Origin of the sequence: Acidovorax sp. Root70 (assembly GCF_001428225.1) — a bacterium.
Lineage (GTDB): Bacteria > Pseudomonadota > Gammaproteobacteria > Burkholderiales > Burkholderiaceae_C > Acidovorax.
Window position 1 is genome coordinate 320150 of record NZ_LMHQ01000029.1, and the last position, 20048, is coordinate 340197.

General features: G+C 66.4%; 18 protein-coding genes. 5 read left to right on the plus strand and 13 right to left on the minus strand.

Annotated elements, in window-relative coordinates; translation table 11 throughout:
* Positions 1 to 40: 40 nt before the first annotated feature.
* The 5 genes from ASD94_RS18020 to ASD94_RS18040 form a co-directional block, all read right to left on the minus strand.
* Positions 41 to 1102, minus strand: coding sequence for an ABC transporter permease (locus ASD94_RS18020; protein WP_200954250.1), 1062 nt, complete (start codon positions 1100 to 1102; stop codon positions 41 to 43).
* Positions 1083 to 2573: a sugar ABC transporter ATP-binding protein gene (locus ASD94_RS18025; protein ID WP_056645761.1), complete on the minus strand. Its 1491-nt coding sequence runs from the start codon at positions 2571 to 2573 to the stop codon at positions 1083 to 1085. The genes ASD94_RS18020 and ASD94_RS18025 overlap by 20 nt, the downstream gene beginning before the upstream one ends.
* Positions 2570 to 3808 carry an ROK family protein gene (locus ASD94_RS18030; RefSeq protein WP_369818071.1) on the minus strand — a complete coding sequence of 413 codons (1239 nt, stop codon included), beginning with the start codon at positions 3806 to 3808 and terminating at the stop codon, positions 2570 to 2572. Before ASD94_RS18030 ends, ASD94_RS18025 begins: the two co-directional genes overlap by 4 nt.
* Before the next feature lie 264 nt (positions 3809 to 4072).
* Positions 4073 to 5041, minus strand: a complete 969-nt coding sequence (locus ASD94_RS18035) for a hypothetical protein (RefSeq protein ID WP_056645765.1) — start codon at positions 5039 to 5041, stop codon at positions 4073 to 4075.
* Positions 5042 to 5149: 108 nt separating this feature from the next.
* On the minus strand, positions 5150 to 5872 hold the full coding sequence (locus ASD94_RS18040; protein WP_056645768.1) for a class I SAM-dependent methyltransferase: 723 nt from the start codon (positions 5870 to 5872) through the stop codon (positions 5150 to 5152).
* 253 nt (positions 5873 to 6125) lie between these two features.
* Here ASD94_RS18040 and ASD94_RS18045 point away from each other — a divergent pair, with 253 nt between their 5' ends.
* Together ASD94_RS18045 and ASD94_RS18050 are read left to right on the plus strand one after the other, a co-directional pair.
* Positions 6126 to 6626, plus strand: coding sequence for an Rrf2 family transcriptional regulator (locus tag ASD94_RS18045; RefSeq protein WP_056645771.1), 501 nt, complete (start codon positions 6126 to 6128; stop codon positions 6624 to 6626).
* Positions 6598 to 7551 (plus strand): NAD(P)/FAD-dependent oxidoreductase, encoded by a 954-nt coding sequence (locus ASD94_RS18050; protein ID WP_056645776.1) that lies wholly within the window; start codon positions 6598 to 6600, stop codon positions 7549 to 7551. Before ASD94_RS18045 ends, ASD94_RS18050 begins: the two co-directional genes overlap by 29 nt.
* Before the next feature lie 186 nt (positions 7552 to 7737).
* Here ASD94_RS18050 and ASD94_RS18055 read toward each other — a convergent pair whose 3' ends face one another.
* Entirely contained in the window at positions 7738 to 8679 is a 942-nt protein-coding gene (locus ASD94_RS18055; RefSeq protein ID WP_235510702.1) for a DsbA family protein, read from the minus strand.
* Between the two features lie 57 nt (positions 8680 to 8736).
* Positions 8737 to 9603 carry an MBL fold metallo-hydrolase gene (locus tag ASD94_RS18060; RefSeq protein WP_056645778.1) on the minus strand — a complete coding sequence of 289 codons (867 nt, stop codon included), beginning with the start codon at positions 9601 to 9603 and terminating at the stop codon, positions 8737 to 8739.
* A gap of 137 nt (positions 9604 to 9740) precedes the next feature.
* On the opposite strand from ASD94_RS18060, the gene ASD94_RS18065 reads away from it, so the two are divergent.
* Positions 9741 to 10634 (plus strand): LysR family transcriptional regulator, encoded by an 894-nt coding sequence (locus ASD94_RS18065; protein ID WP_056645782.1) that lies wholly within the window; start codon positions 9741 to 9743, stop codon positions 10632 to 10634.
* Between the two features lie 179 nt (positions 10635 to 10813).
* Here ASD94_RS18065 and ASD94_RS18070 read toward each other — a convergent pair whose 3' ends face one another.
* From ASD94_RS18070 to ASD94_RS18085, 4 genes are all read right to left on the minus strand, one after another.
* Entirely contained in the window at positions 10814 to 12934 is a 2121-nt protein-coding gene (locus tag ASD94_RS18070; protein WP_056645786.1) for an alpha/beta hydrolase domain-containing protein, read from the minus strand.
* A 172-nt stretch (positions 12935 to 13106) separates the two neighbouring features.
* Positions 13107 to 14099, minus strand: coding sequence for a tripartite tricarboxylate transporter substrate binding protein (locus ASD94_RS18075; protein WP_056645789.1), 993 nt, complete (start codon positions 14097 to 14099; stop codon positions 13107 to 13109).
* 45 nt (positions 14100 to 14144) lie between these two features.
* The gene (locus tag ASD94_RS18080) at positions 14145 to 14516 is read right to left on the minus strand and encodes a hypothetical protein (protein WP_056645791.1); all 372 of its coding nucleotides are present in this window, start codon (positions 14514 to 14516) and stop codon (positions 14145 to 14147) included.
* Positions 14517 to 14527: 11 nt separating this feature from the next.
* Positions 14528 to 15898: an acyclic terpene utilization AtuA family protein gene (locus ASD94_RS18085; protein ID WP_056645795.1), complete on the minus strand. Its 1371-nt coding sequence runs from the start codon at positions 15896 to 15898 to the stop codon at positions 14528 to 14530.
* A 106-nt stretch (positions 15899 to 16004) separates the two neighbouring features.
* Between ASD94_RS18085 and ASD94_RS18090 the strand changes: the two genes are divergently transcribed.
* Positions 16005 to 16898, plus strand: coding sequence for a LysR family transcriptional regulator (locus ASD94_RS18090; RefSeq protein WP_056645798.1), 894 nt, complete (start codon positions 16005 to 16007; stop codon positions 16896 to 16898).
* Between the two features lie 319 nt (positions 16899 to 17217).
* On the opposite strand, the gene ASD94_RS18095 is transcribed toward ASD94_RS18090, so the two are convergent.
* Positions 17218 to 18378 (minus strand): DUF4382 domain-containing protein, encoded by a 1161-nt coding sequence (locus tag ASD94_RS18095; RefSeq protein ID WP_056645801.1) that lies wholly within the window; start codon positions 18376 to 18378, stop codon positions 17218 to 17220.
* 132 nt (positions 18379 to 18510) lie between these two features.
* A complete protein-coding gene (locus ASD94_RS18100; RefSeq protein WP_200954251.1) occupies positions 18511 to 19140 on the minus strand; it encodes a hypothetical protein in 630 nt (209 codons plus the stop codon).
* A gap of 247 nt (positions 19141 to 19387) precedes the next feature.
* Here ASD94_RS18100 and ASD94_RS18105 point away from each other — a divergent pair, with 247 nt between their 5' ends.
* Complete coding sequence (locus tag ASD94_RS18105) at positions 19388 to 19990, plus strand: lipocalin family protein (RefSeq protein ID WP_056645804.1); 603 nt, start codon at positions 19388 to 19390, stop codon at positions 19988 to 19990.
* Positions 19991 to 20048 lie beyond the last annotated feature (58 nt).

The window sequence follows — 20048 nt, forward strand, 5'->3', positions numbered from 1 at the left end:
CACGAAAGTCAAACGACCTACCGAGAAAACCGAAGATCCATCACCGCTTGCCCCTTTGCATGAAGGCCACCGCGATGATCACGAAGCCTTGCACCGCCGCATTCAGGTACACGCTGATGATGCTGGTGAGGTTGAGGATGTTGCTGATGACCGAGAGCAGGATGGCACCCACCACCGTGCCGGTGATGCTGCCCGCCCCGCCCTTGAGCACCGTACCGCCCACGATGACGGCGGCAATCGCCTCCAGCTCCCACAGCAGGCCCGTGGTGGGCGATGCGGACCCCAGGCGCGGCACGTACAGCAGCGTGGCAATGCCCACGCACACGCCCAGCAGCATGTACGTGAGTATCTTGATCTTGTGCACATCCACCGCCGCGTACTGCGCCACCTGCTCGTTGGAGCCGATGGCCTGCACATAGCGGCCATAGGCCGTGCGGTTCAGGATGACGCCGCCCACGATGGCGACCAGCAGAAAGACCCACACCGGAATCGGCACACCCAGCAGGTTGGCGTAATACACCGGGCTGTAGATGTCCGACAGGTCGTTCTCCAGCGTGATCGCCCCGCCGTTGGAGAAGTACGTGAGGTACGCGCGGAAGATGCCCAGCGTGCCCAGCGTGACGATGAAAGGCTCGATGCGCCCCTTGGTGATGAGCAGCCCATGCACCAGCCCGAACACCGCGCCCAGCACCACCGCCAGCAGCATGCCCACCACCACGGCCGCCATGGGCGAGCCCAGCACGGGCGCCATCGCGTTCATGAACAGGATGACCGAGCCCGCGATCAGCGCCGCCATCGAACCCACCGACAAGTCGATGCCGCCCGAGATGATCACAAAGCACATGCCCACCGCAATGATGCCGATGAAGGCCGTGCGGGTGAGCACGTTCATCACGTTGTCGTAGGTGGCGAAGTTGCTGTTGAGCAGCGTGCCTGCAATGCACAGCAGCACCAGGCCGATGACCGGGCCCAGGCCGTGCAGCTTGCCCCACCAGGCGCTGACGCCGGTGGCTCCCGCCGCGGTGGCGGCAGCATGGCGGCTGCCGCCTGCCTGCGGGGCTGCGGCGTTTTCCGCCGGTACGTTAACGGGTGCCTGTGGCATGGGCGATCAACTCCTCTTCGGTCAAATGTGGCGCTTGCAGCGTGGTCTGCAGCCGCCCGGCGCGCATCACCGCCACGCGGTGGCACAGGCCGATCAGCTCCATCAGTTCGGACGAAATCACCACAACAGCAAGCCCCTGCTCTGCCAGGCGCTGCACAAGGTGATAGATCTCGCGCTTGGCGCCCACGTCCACGCCGCGCGTGGGCTCGTCCAGCACCACCACGCTGGGGCCTGGGTGCAGCACCTTGGCCAGCGCCAGCTTTTGCTGGTTGCCGCCGGACAGCGACGACGCGCGCACGTCCAGCGACCCGGTGCGGATGCCGAACTCTTGCACCGCACCACGCAGCGCGGCCTGCTCGGCGGCCGGGTCAAGCCAAGGCTTGGCATAGCGCTCCAGCGCCATCAGCGTCAGGTTGGGCCGCAGGCCAAAGTGCACATGCAGGCCCTTGCCCTTGCGGTCTTCGCTCAGATAGGTCAGGCCATGGCGCGCCGCATCGCGCGGGCTTTTCAGCTGCACGGGCTGGCCCGCCAGCTCCACCGTGCCGGCCGAGCGCGGGCGCAGGCCCAGCAAGCCTTCAAACAGCTCGGTGCGCCCCGCACCCACCAGCCCGGCAAAGCCCAGAATCTCGCCGCGCCGCACTTCAAAGCCAATGTCCTCGGCCCACCCAGGCACCGTGAGGCCGCGCACCTTGATGGCGGGCGCTCCACCCTCCGGCGCAGGCAGCTTGGGCGGGAACAAATCCGCCAGCTCGCGGCCCACCATCAGGTTGGCCATCTGCCGCCGCGTCACGCTGGCCGTGGGCTCGCGCGCCACCAGCAGGCCGTCGCGCATCACCACCACCTCGTCGGTGGTGCGCTCCACCTCGTCGAGCTTGTGCGATATGTAGATGATGGTCACGCCCGCCGCCTTCAGCCCGGCCATCAGCGTGAACAGGCGCTCCGTCTCGCCCGGGGTGAGCGTGGCGGTGGGCTCGTCCATGATGAGCAGGCGCGCATTGCGGGCCAGCGCGCGGGCAATCTCCACCAGCTGCTTTTCGGCCACGATGAGCTTGCGCACGCGTGTGTCTGGGTCCAGCGGCAGGCCCACCTTCTCAAGCGCCTCGCGCGTCTTCTCGCGCATCGCCTTGTCGTCGAGGAAGGGGCCCTTCTTGATCTCGTGGCCCAGAAAGATGTTCTGCGCAATCGTCAGGTCGTCCGCCAGGTTGAACTCCTGGTGGATCAGCACAATGCCCTGCGCCGCGGCCGCGCGCGAGCCGCCGCCCGGGGCGCGCACCGCGCCGTCCACCACCACCTCGCCAGTGGTCGGGCTCTCGTACCCCGCCAGAATCTTCATCAGCGTGGACTTGCCCGCGCCGTTCTCTCCCAGCAGGCCATACACGCGGCCCGGCTGCAGCGCAAAGCCCACACCGTGCAGCACGCGCACGGGGCCAAACTCCTTGGTCACATTGCGGAACTCGACGGCGACGCTCATCGCACGGCCCCTGCGCCAACGCCCGCACCCGCCACGGAGCCCGCACGCGACAGGCTCTCCTGCATCGCCAGCACGCCCGCGCCCACCACACCGGCATCGTCGGCCAGGGGCGCGTATTGAATCTCCAGGTGCCGCGTAGACAGCGCTAGCGAGCGGTGGTACACGCTCTGCCGCACCGACGCGAGGAACAGCGGTCCCATGTCCGTCACCCGCCCCGCAATGAACACATGCGACGGATTGAAGAAGTTGACGATGGACGCCAGCATCTGCCCCACCAGGCTGCCCGCGCGCTGGATGATGGCGTTGGCCGCCACATCGCCCGTGCGGCTGGCCTGGGCCACGTCTTCAATCGTCAGCGTGCCCGTGCTTTGCAGCCGCTCGGCCAGCAGCGCGCTTTCGCCGCGCTGCGCGGCCTCCATGGCCATGCGCGCCATGGCAGGCGCTGCGGCCATCGCCTCCACACAGCCCTGGTTGCCGCAGTGGCAGCGCGGCCCGTGCTGGTCCACGCAGATGTGGCCCACGTCACCCGCCGAGCCATTGGCGCCCCGGTACACCTGCCCGTGGCACACGATGCCGCAGCCAATGCCCGTGCCCACCTTGATCACCAGGAAGTTGGGCAGATTGCGCTGCAGCCGGTACATCTCGCCCAGCGCCATCAGGTTCACATCGTTGTCCACAAACACCGGCGCGGCAAATGCCTCGCGCAGGTAGTCGCGGATGGAAAAGCCGTCCCAGTCGGGCATCAGCGGCGGGTTGACGAGCTGCCCGCTCTCAAAATCCACCGGCCCCGGCACGCCCATGCCAATGGCAATCACCTGGTTAGGCGCCAGCCCGCAGCGAGCCAACAACTCGCGCATCAGCCCCCGCACCCGCGCCAGGATCACGCCCGGCCCCTGGCGCACATCAATGGGCTCGCGGTGCCGCGCCAGCACCGTCATGTCGGGCCGCATCACTGCCACCTGCATGCTGGTGGCGCCCAGGTCGGCGCCAATCACCACGCCCAGGGTTTCGCTCAAACGCAGGGTTTCGGCCCGCCGGCCGCCAGAGGACTCCTGCAGGCCCACCTCGTCGAGCAAACCTTCATCGAGCAACGCCGCCACCATAGCGTTGGCCTTGCTCTTGGAATAGGCCAGGCGCTGCGCCAGCGCATTGCGCGACGCGCCTGCGGACCAAAAGATGGTCTGCAAGACGCTCAGGTCTTCAGTGCCGCAATGACTCCAGCGGGTGGATTGCAAGGCTTGTCTCCTGTCGTTTTCATACGTAGCACCTCATGGGGGTGGGTGCTTGACAGGGATGCTATGCGGTCTACTTTGGCCGGGCAAGACTGAACTTTGACCTGAAACAAGCCAAAGTAACATTCTGTACGTAATAAGTCAGCTCTTGGGAGAGATGACACTTAAATTCAAACACTGCCGGGGTACTCCCCCCAAGCCATTGCTGACATCGAACGGCTGGCAGTTTCACGCAGTGCAATTCGCACAGCGACTGCAAGACTTGGCCTATGACTGGCCATCCTGAACTTCTCCGCTATCAATGTCCATTGGCACGCCTGGATGGTTGTGCCAGTCGCACGCGCCACAGCTGAGAAAATAATCGCCATCAGGTGGAATTTCAATATCGAAGAAGGTTCGAATGTTTCGTGAGTGACAGGAGGGGCACTCTTCAGCCCCCCCCGTTCTCTGCCGTTCTAAAAGTTGGATGAACGTGCGCAGCGTTGCTTCGCAACCGCCTATCGCAATCTCCGTTGCCACCCTATCCGCGCTCCGAGAGTGTGTCAGCCAGTTCACGAGTTGCCATGTTTCTTTCGCGTGGCTCTTTAGGTACTGGCGCAGGCGCTCGTTACTTCCGCCCCCGCACAGAACGTTCAATAGCGCATCCGTCCAGCCTACAAAGTTAGCGACTTGCGGAGCTTCCTCACCAGCGGGCAGATCAACCCTTCGGCGCACTGCGGTTGTAAGCGAAATCAAGCCCTCGCGAAGAAGCATCCCGACAGCCTGCAAGTCCTCAACTTCGATCGCATGTCCGAAGCGCTCCTCAGCTTGCTCGAATCTCCTCAAGACTTCGTCAAAGGGCGTCGGTTCGTTCCCATCGGGTGATCCCGAACGACTACGAACTCTCGCCATTAGTCCGACATGGAAAGAAAGTGTGTAGTCCAAGCTGGGAAAGTGCTGCTGCGAATAGAGGTTCGTGGGGTTCGTAATGACCCACCACCTGCCTTGGTCGGTAGTCACGTCCCACATCTCATAGGGGACGCCCATCACGACCTCACGCTTCACGCGCTCTACGTGACTGACAACCTCGTCACGCGCCTGACTATGCACATAGTCAGCAATGTCTTGCTCGGCGAACGGATCGCGCTCAACTGAATAGCGGCGAAGGAGTTCAGGAGGAACCGGATGATCAGGTGGCAGTACGCAGGCATCTTCTGCCTCCAAGGCAGCGTTTGGCTTCACATTTTCGCCGGTCATTTGAGCACCTTGGGTTCGCTATGGTTGGATCATTATGGGTTGCTCCACTAAGTCATCCCATGGTGTGAGCGCACCGCGTCCCGATGTCTTCTTCTCGCCAAGTCCTGATCACACACACGCCACCCACCCTATAAACGCAAACCCCATGTAAAACATCCGCACATCGCTAAACCCAGCCTCGCGCAGAATCGCCTCCTCCTCCTCCGGCGTCAGCACCGCCAACTCCTCAGCCACCTTGTCCCGTGCCCTGGCCGCATGCTCCGGCGCCACGCCGGACGCCACCTGAAACGCCGCATAGCGCGACAGCCACAGATCGCGCTCCCTTGCCCCGCCCTCTCCGCCAGGGCCCGCACCATCCGCCACGCTCAGATGCGCCACCACCAGCGGCGCCCCGGGCTTGAGCCGCCGCCGGATCTCCGCCAGCATGGGCACGCGCTGCTCGCGCGGCACAAAGTGAAAAGTCAGCAGGCACGTAGCGCCATCAAACGGCCCGGCCGGCGCGCTCTGCACATACCCATGGTGCAGCGCCACGCGGTCGCCGGGCATGCCCGCGCTTTGCAGCCGCTGCGCCGCCAGGTCCAACATGGGCTGGCTCGGGTCCACGCCGTCGAACCGCCAGCCCTGGTGCGCCAGTGCCATGTCTTCCAGTTCCAGCCCGCCGCCTGCGCCCACCACCAGCACACGACCATGGGTAGGCACGCGCTCGGCCAGCAGGATGCGGGACATGCGCAGCAGGCTGTCGTAACCAGGCACGTTGCGGCGGGGGCCTTCGGCGTAGCGGGCGACGGCGGCGGGGTCGGTGAAGACGGATGGGGTGTGGGGTTGGGCCATGGGGTGGTGGCTGGTGGGTGGGTCGGTGGTGTTGCTAGGTGGGGCTGGGTCGATGCGCCGGGCGGTGGCGGAGTGCCGGTGCGGGGTTGGGGATGGCAGGAGTGCTGGGCTTGCATTTTTGGCATCAATTGGCCGCCACCGCCTTTCCATATTGACTTTATAGCTATTCTTTATATAGCAATTCACCCACATGGCAGACGCCACAGGCACGTTTGGCAGCACCATGCTACCATCACGCAACTTTTAATGTTGCATGAAACGAGACAGCCGACTTTCCAACGTTCTCCACGCGCTGCTGCACATGGCAGAGATGGAGGGGCCAGCCACGTCTGAGGCGATGGCGCAGGCCATGCAGACCAACCCGGTGGTGGTGCGCCGCCTGATGGCGGGGCTGCGGTATGCGGGTTTTGTCACATCGGCCAAGGGGCATGGCGGCGGGTGGGTGCTGTCGTGCCCGCTCACCGACATCACGCTGCGCGACATCTACGAGGCGCTGGGCGCGCCCACGCTGCTGGCGGTGGGCAACAGGGTGGAGAGCCCCGGCTGCATCGTCGAACAAGCGGTGAACCGCGCGCTAACCGACGCCTACCAGGCGGCCGAAGAGGCGCTGCTGGCGCGGCTAGGTGCGGTGACGCTGGCGCAGCTGTCGGCCGAGTTTCATGAACGCATGGTGGCCGGGTGCCACGGGCACAAGGAGATTGAGCATGGCGACGGCAGCAGCAGCGATGACAACGACAACCACCCAGGCGTTTGACGTGATCGTGGCGGGCGGCAGCTTTGCGGGCCTGTCGGCCGCAATGCAGCTGGCGCGTGCCCGGCGGCGGGTGTGTGTGGTGGACGCAGGCCAGCCGCGCAACCGGTTTGCGGCGGCGTCGCACGGTTTCTTTGGGCAAGACGGCGAGCCGCCGCTGGCAATGATCGAGCAAGCGCGGCGCAAGCTGGCGGCCTACCCCACGGTGACGTTGCGGCAGGGCACCGCCGTGTCTGCGACTGCGCAGCACATCGCGGGGTCACCCGAGAACGGGTTTGAAGTGGTGCTGGACGATGGCACCACCATGGAGGCGCACAAGCTGGTGCTGGCCTTTGGCGTGCAAGATGGTTTGCCCGACATTGCAGGCCTGCGCGAGCGCTGGGGTGCATCGGTGCTGCACTGCCCGTATTGCCACGGCTACGAATTTGCGGGCCAGCGGCTGGGCGTGCTGTACCACTCGGCAGGTTCGGCCCTGCACGCGCAACTGATTGCCGACTGGGGCCCGACCACCCTCTTCTTGAACGGCGACACCACGCTGGAGAGCGCCGAGCGCGAGCGGCTGCAGGCGCTGGGCATCACCATCGAGCCCGCGCCCATCGCAGCGCTGGAGGGCCCGGGCCAGGCGCTGCAGGGCGTGCGGCTGCAGCCCACTGGCGGTGGTGACGCGCGTGTGGTGCCACTGGCTGCACTGTATGTGGCCGCCACCACCCGCCCCACCAGCTCGCTGGCCGAGCAACTGGGCTGCGCGTTCGACGACGGCCCCATGGGGCCTTATCTGCGCACCGATGGGAACACCAAGATGACGACCGTGCCCGGCGTGTATGCCGCTGGCGACCTGACGCTGATGCGGCACAACGCCACGCTGGCGTCGGCCGAAGGGGTGCTGGCGGGTGTGGGGGCGCACCAGGCGCTGGTGTTTGGCAACTGAATGGCGCGGGGGCCAAGGCCAGGGGCCTGACTCAGCCGCGCTAAGCGCTTCACGCCAGCGTGGGGCGGGGGCCGAAACCATGGTGAGTTATGTACGACGCCCCGCGATGTGCGGCGTGCGCTTCTGCTGAGCGTTGTGCTGAACGGAGAAGGCGTCTTCGATGCGGTACCGTCCCCGCCGCGCTGCTCAGGCCTGGGTCACCTGCTGCAACAACGCATCAAAGTTGCCGTACAAGGCCTGGCCGCCCAGCGCGCGGCGGCGGCCGGTGGCGGCGTCGCCCACTGCGAGTTGCGGTACGCCTTGTGCGCCCAGGGCTTGCATGTCGGCACGGGCGGCGGCCACGCGCTGCAGCATGGCGGCGCGCAGGACATCGGTGGGTTCGCGCACCAGGGTTGCAGCAGCATGCAGGCCCAGGGCGGTCAGCACATCGGCCAGCACGGTGGGCGCCGTGGTGTCGCGCCCGTCCACGTAGCGTGCACGCTGAAACGCCTGCAGTGCCTCCAGCTCGCGCGCGGGCTCGGTCTGTGCCACAGCGGTGAGGGCCAGCGTGGCGGGGCCTGAGTCAAAACGCCCGGCCGGTTGGGCCAGCACCTGCTCGCGGTAGGCCTGGCTGAACGGCTGGCCGGTGAGTTGCGCGATGCGCTGGTCGTTGGCCCAGGCGTAGGCGGCAAATTGCGCGTCCATGGGCCGGGCGCCGGCGCCTGCAAACAGGCCGGTGGGCGCCAGCGCCACCTGCACGCCGGGCGTTGCCTGCAGGCGTGCCAGCACGGGCGCGGCGGCGTAGCACCAGCCGCACAGGGGGTCGAACAGGTACGTCACGGTGACGGTGGGCGTGGAGGGCATGGGTAAGGGTCTCTCTTCAGAATCTTCAGGATCAGGCGGTGTGGAGGCGGCCAGTGCGGCTTCAAACGCTGCAATTTCTTCGGCCAGCGTGCCGCGGCTGCGGAAGTGGCGGGCCGCGCGGTCGTACCAGTTCTCGGCGTCTTCCAGGTCGCCTTCTTGCAGATGCAGGATGCCGTGCAGCCAGGCGGCGAGCATGGAACCGTCGTGCTGCACCAGATCGTGCGCCGCGTTCCAGCGCCCGGCGTGCAGATGTTGCAGAACTTGCTGGAGTGGGTGCGTGGACATGGTGGGCTCCTTGTGGTCAGGATGGCAGCCGCAAGGGCTGCCTTCAGGGTCAGAGGTTTACCACTTCATCTCGCCCTTGTTGACCTTGGCGCCGATGTCCAGCGACAGGCCCATGGGCGCTGCGGGGTAGGCCTTCTTCATCGCGTCGATGAGTTCGGCGCTTGTCTTGGTGGCTGCGGCGTTTTTCTCAAATGCTTGCAGGTAGCCCTTGGTGTAGGTCACGTTGCTGGCGTCCAGCGCGGTGCCTGCGGGCATGTGGCCCGGCACCACCACGGTGGGCTGCAGGGCGGCCATTTCGTCGAGTTGGGCCACCCAGGCGCTGCGCTCGGCCACCGTTTGCGTGTCGGCCGTCCACACATGGGTGTTGGTGCCAAACACGCCGATGGTGCCCACTACCGCCTTGATGGACGAAATCCACGCATACGGGCGGTGCGCCAGCAGGCCGGTGGTGCCGCGGATCTCGACCGTCTGGCCGTCCACGCTCAACGTGTTGCCAGCAATCGCCTTGGGCAGCACGGGCGTGCGCGGTGCGTTGGCGCCCATCTTGGGGCCCCAGAAAGCGATCTTGCCTGCCAGCTTGGCGTTGATCTTCTCCAGCACGGCGGGCGTGGTCACCACTTCGGCCTTGGGGAAAAACTCTTTCAGCGTCTCGACGCCGAAGTAGTAGTCGGGGTCGGCCTGACTCACGTAGATGGTCTTGAGCTCTTTGCCGGTGTCGAGCACGTTGGCGGCAATGCGCAGCGCGTCGGCACGGGTAAAGCCGGCGTCAATGACCATGGCTTCTTTCTCGCCATAGACCAGCGTGGAGTTGACGTTGAAGCTGTTGCCATCAGCGTTGTAGACCTTGACCTGCAGCGGCTGGGCGGCCTGGACGCCGGTGAAGGCAACGGCAAGGGTGGCGGCGATGAGGGCGGTGCGGAACATGGTGGTTTCTCCAGGGGTTCTGAGAGGTTGTGCAGAGGACGGGATGAAGTTTATTTGCGCCAATCGATCCAATAAACCCGATAATTCGCGCATATTTGTTTCACCAATCGACCAAATAACCCAAAGGCTTTCACGTTATGGACCGCCTGACCGCCATGCATGTGTTTGCCGAAGTCGCCACCAGCGGCAGCTTCAGCGCCACGGCCGACAAGCTCGATATGTCGCGTGCCATGGTCACGCGCTATGTGGGCGAGATGGAGCAGTGGCTGCAGGCGCGGCTGCTGCAGCGCACCACCCGCAGCGTGACGCTGACCGACGCGGGCGAGCACGCGCTGCGCCGCTGCCAGCAGATGCTGGCGTTGTCGCAAGACCTGGAAGAAGAAACCGCCACGACCACCGAGGGCGCACTGCGCGGGCAGCTGCGGCTGACCTGCAGCGTGTCGTTTGCGTTTGCGCAGATGGGCGCGGCGATTGCGGACTTTCTGGCGCAACACCCGCAGCTCAAGATCGACCTGGACGCGAGCGAAGGCTCACTCAACCTAGTGGAAAAGCGCATCGACCTGGCCATCCGCATCAGCGCCGAGCCCGACCCGCTGCTCATCGGCCGGCCGCTGGTGCGGTGCGATTCGGTGCTGGTGGCATCGCCCGCCTACCTGACCGCCCACGGCGTGCCGAAGTTGCCTGCCGACCTGGCGCAGCACCGCTGCCTGAGCTATGCCAACTTTGGCAAAAGCGTGTGGCAGCTGACGCGCGGCGAGGTGGTGGAGCGCGTGGGCGTGAGCGGCCATTTCAGCGCCAACGAGGCCACCACGCTGATGCGCGCGGCGCTGGCGGGCGGCGGCATTGCGATGCAGCCGACCTATCTGGTCAACCCGTATTTGCACAGCGGCGAGCTGCAGGCCGTGCTGCCACAGTGGGACTTGCCGGTGATGACGATCTATGCGCTGTACCCGTCGCGCAGACATTTGTCGCCTGCGGTGCGAGCGTTGCTGGACTTTTTGGTGGAGCGGTTTGCGGGGGTGCCTTGGTGAGGGTGGCTGGCCAGGCCACACACAGCTACTACGCTTTTGATAGCTACTCAGGCATGTTGTTCCAGCGCATCCGGCCACCTTGGCTAAAAAAAATGCCCCCAACCCTTGTCAGAAAGGGCTTGGGGGCCTTCAGGGGACAGCACGGCACGCGGCCGTGCGTGCCGTCACGTCACTTCACATCAGGGCAGCACGGCAGCGGCCTTGGCGCGCGCAATCTGCAGGTCAGCATCGCGCTGCAGCAGCAGGCGCTGCGCCACCAGGTCATTCGCGGCTTGCGTCACCGCAGCCACATAGCCGTCCTGCGTTCCATACAGTTCCTCCAGCGAAGGACGTGCGTCGCCCGCTGCCAGCCGCGCGGCGCGCGTCTTGTGGAAGGGGATGAAGCTGCCCGTGAGGTTGGCCAGGTCGGTGATGCCGGGCGTGGCCACGTAGTTGAACTCGATGCTGGTGCCCAGCGGCGCACGCGCCTCCACGCTGCGGATGCCGGCGCGGGTGAGGCCCGTGCTGGCATCGACCTGCGGCACCAGGATGGCGTAGTCGCGGCCCAGGTTGCGCGGGGGCAGCACGGTGGCAATGCCTGCCTCGTCCTGCGGGATGTACTGCGGGCCAAAGTCGAACAGCGGGAAGTTGTTGTACAGGCCCCGGTAGCTGAAGTCGGGGATCGCCGTCTGCACGCCGCCCACCGCCCAGGTCAGCCCCTTCATGGCCGGGAAGGCCAGTGCCTCCGGCCGCACCAGCGTGCCGTCGGCCAGCTTGGGCACCTGGCTGGCGGGCGGCTGCGTGCCGCGCACCACCCAGTCTTCGAGGTTGAGGAACAGCGCGCGGAAGGTGTCGTTGAACTGCACCACCGTGCCCGTGGGGTACGTGGCGCGCGTGGGCGCATAGGCAATGCTGGCCGTGCCCCCTGCCCCGCCATGCTGGGTGCTGGCGTAGTAGTAGATGCGGGCGTTGTCAGGCTGCGCCAGGTCCTTGGTGCCGTTGGCGTCGGTCAGCACGGGCGAGCCCTGAAGTTGCCAGAACTCGGTGCCCGACAGGCCCAGGAAGAACTTGGGGCAGGTGTTGGTGGCGGCGCAGCGCTTCATCACGCCGCCCTGGCGGCCGCTGATGTCGTCCATGTAGTCCTTGTCCAGCCCGCGCGGTGCCGTCTGGCCGAAGGCGGTGTGGTCGGTGCGCAGGCCACCGCCGCCACCGGGCACGGCAAAGCGGGTGTTGATGTTGGTCTGGCGTGCCGCCACGTGGGCGTACATGCCGTCAAACACCTTGCCGCCATCCAGCGCCTGGTTGAAGCCCAGGTGCAGAAAGGTCTTCATGGCGTTGCCCGACTGCGAGGTGCCCTGCCCCAGCGTGTGGGTGATACGACCAGCCACGGGGTTCGGCGTGCCATTCGAATCGGCCGCCTTGCTGCGGAAGAAGCTCACGGTGTCGCGCAGCGCAGCCAGGCCCACGCCCATCACCTTCGGGTCTTTGGCGACGTAGACCAGCTCGTACAGATACGCCGGGTCGAACCCGCCCTTCAGGCACACGCTGGTGGCGCTGGGCGTGCCGGGGAAGGCGTTGGTGCCGGTGTCGCAGGTGGCGAACTTCCAGTCGCTGGCAGGCACAGGCACGCGTGCATCGGTCTCGTTGGCGCGGCGGGTGAGCGAGTAGCCGGGCTGGGTGTTGTCCAGGCTGGCGGGCTCGTAGGGAATCATGGTGCCGTTGAACACGCCGCCGGGCAGAGTCATTGCGGGGCTGGCGGCCGTGGGCACCAGCTCGGCACGGTAGGGGCCGGTGATGCTGCTGCCATCCTTGTTCTTCGCCACGGGCACCGTCACCGTCAGGCGTGCGGCGGTGCTCTTGGGCACGTCACCCTGCCAGGCCGAATAGAGCATCACATAGCCCCGCTCCAGGTACACCGCGTCGCTGGGCGTGGCCGTGGGGTTGAGCATGGTGAGGATGTTGCCGCGGTTGGGCGCGTCATAGCGCAGCACCCCACTCGCTTTCGCCATGTTCTTGGGCTTGAGCATGACGAAGTCGGCCTGGTACTCGACCATGCCGTTGGCGTTGGTGGGCGCCAGGGCCAGGTCCTGGATGACGGCGTTCTTGGGGTCCTTGGGGTCCACCTCGCCGCTGATGGTGCCGGTCACGCGCTCGTATTCACCCACTTCGCCGTAGGTGCCGGGGAAGGCTTCGGTGGCAGTGATGGCCAGCTTGAGCGCGGGGCCCTTGGGCGCGTCGTTGCTGCTGCCCCCGCAGGCCGTGATGGCGGCTGCGGCGGCGGCCGTGAGCGCGAGTTTGGTGAATGCACGAAGCGGTTTCATGGTGTCTGTCTCCTTGGATGGATGGTGGTGCGGGCCGCTGAAACGGCTCTGGAACAAAACGGCAGCGTCTGTTGCGCTGCGCGCGGGCAAGGCTTCGCCCAGACCTGCCGGTGAAGGCAGGCTGCGAGAAGCACGAAAGGGATTGAGACGGCCCGGAGGGTGGGCCGGTGGCTTATTCGGCCTCGATACCTGCGGCCTTGATCACCTTGCCCCACTTCTGGGTTTCGGCGGCCTGGAACTTGGCGAGTTCATCGGGCGTGGTGGTCCAGGCTTCGGAGCCTGCGTTGTCGTAGAAGCTCTTGGCCGCAGCGCTCTTGGTAGCGGCCGTGAGCAGCTCGTTCAGGCGCGCCACCACCGGCGCGGGTGTGTTGGCGGGCACGTAGGCCGCAAACCAGTAGCCCATGTCGTAGCCCTTTACACCGGCTTCGTCGATGGTGGGCACGTCGGACAGCTGGGTGCTGCGCTTTTGCGTGGAGTAGCCCAGCGCGCGCAGCTTGCCCGCCTTGACCTGCGGCACGCCGGTGGAGGTGTCGGTGATCATCAGGTCGATCTGCCCGCCCAGCAGGTCGGTGATGGCCAGCGGGTTGCTCTTGTAGGGCACATGCAGGATGTCCACGCTGGCCAGCTGCTTGAGCATCTCGCCCGCCATGCGGCTGGACGAACTGCCGCTGCCAAAACTGAGCTTGCCAGGGTTCTTCTTGGCAAAGGCCAGCAGCTCGCCCACGTTCTTGTACGGCGCGCTGGCGTTGACCACCAGCACCTGGCCGCCCTTGCCCAGGCCGGTGACGGGGGCGAAGTCCTTCACCGGGTCGTACGAGAGTTTTTTGTACAGGTGCTCGTTGGCGGCGTGGGTGGTGTTGGTGGTGATGAGCACGCTGTAGCCATCGGCCGCCGACTTGGCCACGGCCGACGCGGCGATCATGCCGCTGGCGCCCGCCTTGTTGTCGATGACCACGGGCTGCTTGGTGTCGTTGGTGATGGACTGGCCCAGCGCGCGCGCCAGCTGGTCGGTGGCACTGCCTGCGGCAAAGGGCACGACGAAGGTGATGGCCTTGGCGGGGTAAGCGCCAGCCGCCTGGGCCAACGCAGCGGGGGCATGCAGTGTGCCGAGTACCAGCACGGCAGCGGTGGCGAGCAGAGCGCGGCGGGGGGATGAATGGGTCATGTTGTCTCCTGGTGTTGGTATGGATGGAAAAGCGAAAGGGGAGGTCTAGGCCGCGGGGCCGCCAAAGTGCGCAGCCAGGTGGGCGGGCACGGTGACGGGCATATCGAGCAGCAGGTAGCTCAGCGCCTTGCCGTGGCTGTCGAGGTTGAGCGAGTCGTTCACGCCACCGTCGAGCACGTCGTCCAGCACGATGTTCATGGCCTGCAGTTGCGGCAGCAGGTAGCGCGTGACCTGGCGCGGGCGGCGCTGGGCAAACTGCTGCGCCACGGCGGCTTCGGTGACCTGATCGACCAGCACATCCCACAGCGCGAGGTGCCAGGCGATGACGCTGATGTTGGAGCGGTTGCCTTTGTCGCCGGTGCGGCTGTGGGCGAGGCGATACAAGGGAACAGTGACGGTAAGGTTTGTAGTGGTCATGGCTTGAGTCCTCAATCCACCATCTCGAAGTAAACGGACACGGCCCCGCGTGGCACCAGGCACGACACGGTGCCCAGGCGCGGCCGCATGGCAGTGCGCACGCCGCCGCCCCCTGCGGGGCCGCAGGTGTAGAGCGCGGTCACCTCGCGCACCAGGCGCTGGGCGCTGGCGTGGTCGCGGTGCTGCAGGGCCACGCGCAGGCGCACATCGCGGGGGTCATTGCGAGCATGACCTGCTGCGGGGTCATCCAGCCAGCGGCTGGTGTCGTCGCCAAAGATGCTGGTCACACCAATCAGGTCGATGCGCAGCGGGCCCAGGCCCTGCAAGCGCTCGCGCAGCACCTCGCCCGCCAGGCGGGCACGGGCTTCCGCGCGCGGGCCGGCGTAGGAGATTTCGCCTTCGGCAAACCAGCCGGATTCAAAACACACGTTGACCTTGAGCGTGGCGGGCCGCGCGTGGCCTTGCACGCCTTCCAGCCGGATGGCGTCGGCGCCCACGGTGGTCACGCGGGCGGTGGTGATGTCGGCCACCACATCGGGCGTGAGGTACGCCGCCGGATCGTGCAGCTCGTACAGCAGTTGTTCCTTCACCGTGCGTTCGGTGATGCAGCCGCCCGTGCCGGGGGGCTTGGTGATGGTGCAGTGGCCGTCGGCGTCAATCTCGGCAATGGGGTAGCCCAGCTGGGCGAGGCCCGCCACATCCTTATAGCCAGGGTCGGCAAAGTAACCACCTGAAATTTGCGCGCCGCATTCAAGCAAGTGCCCGGCCATGGTGGCGCGGGCCAGCCGGTCGCAGTCGTCCAGCGCCCAGCCGTAGTGCGCGAGCGCCGGGCCCAGCACCAGCGATGGGTCGGCCACACGGCCGCAGACCACGATGTCGGCGCCCGCGCGCAGCGCATCGGCAATGGCCTGCGCGCCGATGTAGGCGTTGGCGCTGACGATGGGCTCGGTGGGCATCGCGCTGCCCAGCGCATCTTGCAGCAGCGCGCGGTGTTCGGGGCCGCTCAGGTCGTCGCCCTGCAGCACGGCAATGCGCGGGCGGGCCAGGCCCAGCTCGGCCGCCAGGGCGTGGATGCGGCGCGCAGCGCCGTGCGGGTTGGCCGCGCCAAAGTTGCTGACGATGCGCACGCCGTGGGCCAGGCACTGTGCCAGCACGGGGCGCAGCAGGTCCACCAGCAGCGGCTCATACCCAGCGTCGGGGTCGGTGCGGCGCGCCAGCTGGGCCAGGGCCAGCGTGCGCTCAGCCAGGGTCTCGAAGATGAGCACCGCAGGCTGGCCGCTGGCGATGAGCGCCTGCACCACGGGCAGGGCCGCGTCGGTGCGGTCGCCCGAGAAGCCGGCGGCGCAGCTCACCAGCAGTTTGGTTTTTTGGTCGTTCGGCATGAATCCGTTGTCTCCTGAGCGTGACTGTAGGAACATGTCGGTATTCTGTGAAATCGATTGTTACGATGAATCCATCTGAAAATCAGATGAATCAAACCAGCACCGCATGAGCGCCCCTCACCTCTCCAGCCGCCAGCTCGACGCCTTCCTCGCGCTGGCCGAGCAGCGCAGCTTCACGCGCGCCGCTACGTTGTGCCACCTGTCGCAGCCCGCGTTCAGCGCCCTCATCCGCGCGCTGGAGGACGACCTGGGCCTGCGCCTGTTTGACCGCAGCACACGGCATGTGGACCTGACCCCCGAGGGGCAGAATTTTCTGGAGTCGGCCCGCCGCATCCGCACCGAAATCACCACCGCCCTGGCCGCCGTGCGCGACGCCGCCACGCTGCAGCGCGGGCGCGTGGCCATGGCGTTGCTGCCCTCGCTGGCGGCGGGCTGGCTGCCGGGCGTGCTGGCGCAGTACCGCGTGGCGCACCCGGGCATCGAGATCGACATTGCCGATGTGTTGTCCGAGCCCTGCATCGACCGCGTGGCCAGCGGCCATGCGGACTTTGCGCTGGCCGCCATCCGCGCCGACACGCCCGCGCTGCAGGCCGAGCCCTTTTGCAGCGACGACTTCTATCTGGTGTGCCCGGCAGACCACCCGCTGGCCCGCCGCCGCAAGGCCATCACGGCGCGGGACCTGGCCGCGTGGCCCTTCATCCACCTCGCGCGCACCAGCAGCGTGCGGCAGTACCTGGAGGCCGCCCTGCACCCGCAGGCCATGCACACGCTGATGGAGGTGGAGCAGCTCGCCACCGTGATGGGCATGGTGCGCGCGGGCCTGGGCATCAGCGTGGTGCCGGCGCTCACGCTGTTCCACTTTGACCAGCCCGGGCTGGTCACTCGGCCGCTGTCGCTGCCGGGGCTGACGCGCCAGATCTACCTGGTGCGGCGGCGGGACGAAAGCCTGTCGGTGGCGGCGCAGGCGCTGTATGCGCTGGTGATGAAGCACAGGCCCTGAGAGCCTGTTGGCGATCTCGCAGTGGGTCAGGTGGGAGCGCACATGAAGGGGTGGGCACCCCTGACGCGCCGCACGGACTCGCGCCCATGCAAGCAGCCGGGGCGCCCACGCTCCCAGTCCATTGGCCCGATTTCGCCCCAACCCCTCGGGCAACTTTTTTTACAGTCTGCGGCGCGTCGGCGTTCACCAAAAAGATCAGCCCTGGCAGCGATGCATCGCCGACAGGGCTGGGTGGTGTGGGCGGCGGCTGCGCAGCCTTCACCAGAGAAAACGCCTCGGGCCCCACCGCGTGACGGTACGGCCCAAGGGGCTACTTCACTCAAGGAAAGCGGAAGTCTACGGTTTGCACGTCCCCTGCGTTCAGCACAGGCGGCGTCTGGGTCTTGTCTGCAAAACCTGCCAGGCGCGCTTGCACGGAATACCGACCAGCCGCTGCCGTATCGGCCGCAAAGGTCAGGCCGCTGGGGGGTGCAGCATAAGGTGCGACGCGCGGTGCGAGCGTGGGTACGGCAAAGCTGTACGTCCCGGTCACTCCATCCACACCCCGGCCGGCCACTTCGATCGTGCCCACGGACGTGAGTGACTGCAGCACCCGCACCTGGGTATCCAGAGGCGCTGTGCCCTGCAGCGTTGCCACAGGCGACTGCGGGATGCTCAGTGGCGCCGTGCTGGTGCCCACAGGCGTGACCGTTTCGGCAACCACAGGCACGCCGGCGATGACCGTGGTGGTGCGGCCTGCACCTGCCACGACCAGCGTGTAGTTGCCCGGTGCCACGGGCTGGAGCAAGAACTTGCCGGTGCTGTCAGGCGTTGTCGCACGCACCAGTTCACCGTTGAACTGCAAGGACACGCTGGCCCCCACCCCGGGCTCCACATAGCCTTGCACCCCCGAGATATAGCGCGGGATGACCGACACCACGGGCTTGAGGAGGTACTGACCGGAGGCGCCCGCCGACACCACGGATTTACAGGCATCGAAATCGAGCACGAAGTCCGCCATCTTGTTGGCGGCAATGTCGATGTTCACGTTCGCCTTGACCCCGGACTGTTGGCCACTGGGCGTCTTCAACGCGGTTTCTGCCTGGCCCGTGGGAACTACGGAATTCGCCAGCGGGTTGGCACCCGAGTTGCTGGCCAGCACCAGCCGCATTTGCGTGTACTTGCCGGTGGGCAACGGCACCTGGCCCAGCTCCATCAGGACACCGTTGGTCAGGGTCAGCAGATCCACGCGGCGCGCTGGATTCAGCACAATCTCGGACCATCCTGCGTCGGTCTCTGCAGCACTGCTGCTCTGGTGGACCCGGACTTTTTCCACCGTGACATTGACGGCAGAGTACCCGCAGCTGGGTGCATCGGTGAGGGCCATGCGCAAGGTGCCCGTCCCCCCCGCGTCCCCACCACCGCCACCGCCTCCACAAGCAGCCAGACCTGCCAAGGCAATGACACCAAGAAAAGTTCGAACACAGGGGTACGCGGTCATGGGGAGCCTCTTTCAGAAGATGTTGCCAAGTGGGATCACATGAAATGTGAAATATTCACACCTGCAAATGTAGGCAACTCTCCGCGACCGACCTGTAGGACGAAACCCAAACCGTTGGCCGTTGGCCACCCCTCACCCCGGAGCAGATGGCAGGCTGTCGGCCTCCAGCAACACCACGGCAGCAAAAGGCATGTGATGCATGAGTTCGCGCAGGACCAGCACGGTGGCCGCAAAGTCCGCGCGCTCGGGCAATCCCTCGTGCGCCGCAGGGCGACCCTCCGCTACGGCGGCCAGGCGATTGAACAGCCGCTCCATCGCGTCCAGCGGCAGCACCCGCGTGGGCCCCTGGGCGATTCCCGCCAAGGTCGCCACCTCGTGGAGGGAGGGGTCTGTGGAACAGGTCACCACAGCGACGTTGTCGGCCACCCAGTCGTGGTGGCGTCGGTGAGCGGCATGGACCTCGTCCTCCACCCAGGCGATGGCGGTTTCCAGCTCCAGCGGCGTGGGGAGTGCCTTGCGAAAAAAGTCGCGCGCAGTTTGTGCACTACCCAGGGCAAGCTCCAACACCACCGAGGGTGACGCAGGATCTTGCCCAGTGGCCATGAGGCTGCGTTCGTGCCCCAGATGCAGGGCCGTGACCACGGTACCCGGCGTAACCACCTGCCCATGCGCGCGCCGGTACAGCGCGGCAATGTCAAAGGGCAGCCCCTCTGCAGACGGGGCCCGCGCCCCAGGCAAGCGTGAAGGTACGGGAAGGGACATGGCAACTCCTGAAGGGGTGGGGGCATCTTTTCACGGCGGCGCAAGGTACGCAACCGCACAGGCGGATTGGTTGGGACATGGGCCCGACGCTTGCGCCCACCTACGCCGACACCGGTTGCCAGCACCCACCTACAAACGGCGGCGTTGCCTCTGCCTACATTGAGACACCGGCCGGGCACTGTGCCAGCCAGCGCCTTCCCCCTGCCTGAGGCCAAGGCGTCTCATTTTTACCCTTCAGGAGAACCCCATGCACTCACGACGCAGCCTGCTGCCCCGCGCCCACTGGCGCCTGCTGGTCGGAGGCGCCACCGCCATGGTGGCCCTGCTGGTGCTTTCGGCCTGCTCCACCCCTCGCACGCCGGAGGGCATCCAGCCCGTGGCAGGCTTTGATGTGGATCGCTACGCGGGGCACTGGCACGAGGTCGCCCGGATCGAAAACTCGTTCGAGCGGGGCCTGTCCCTCACCACCGCCACCTACAGCCGCAACGCCGACAACACCATCAAGGTGGTGAACCGGGGGTACGACCCGGTGCGCAAGCAGTGGAAGGAGGCCGAGGGTCGCGCCGAGTTTGTGGGCAGCCCAGACCGTGCCGCCCTCAAGGTGTCGTTCTTCGGGCCGTTCTATGGCGGCTACAACGTGGTGGCGCTGGACGAAAACTACCAGTGGGCCATGGTGGTGGGCTCCAGCACCGACTACCTGTGGGTGTTGTCACGCACCCCCACCCTGCCCTGGCATGTGCGCGAGCACCTGATGGAGCGCGCACAGGCCCTGGGGGTGGATGTGAGCAAGATCGTCTGGGCACAACCCGCCGCAGAGCAGCATGCGCGCCGTGCGGCCGTCAGGACCTGAGCGGCGCACGGCGGGGCATGCCCACATCAGGGAAACGAGGTGCAAGAGCAACACGGCG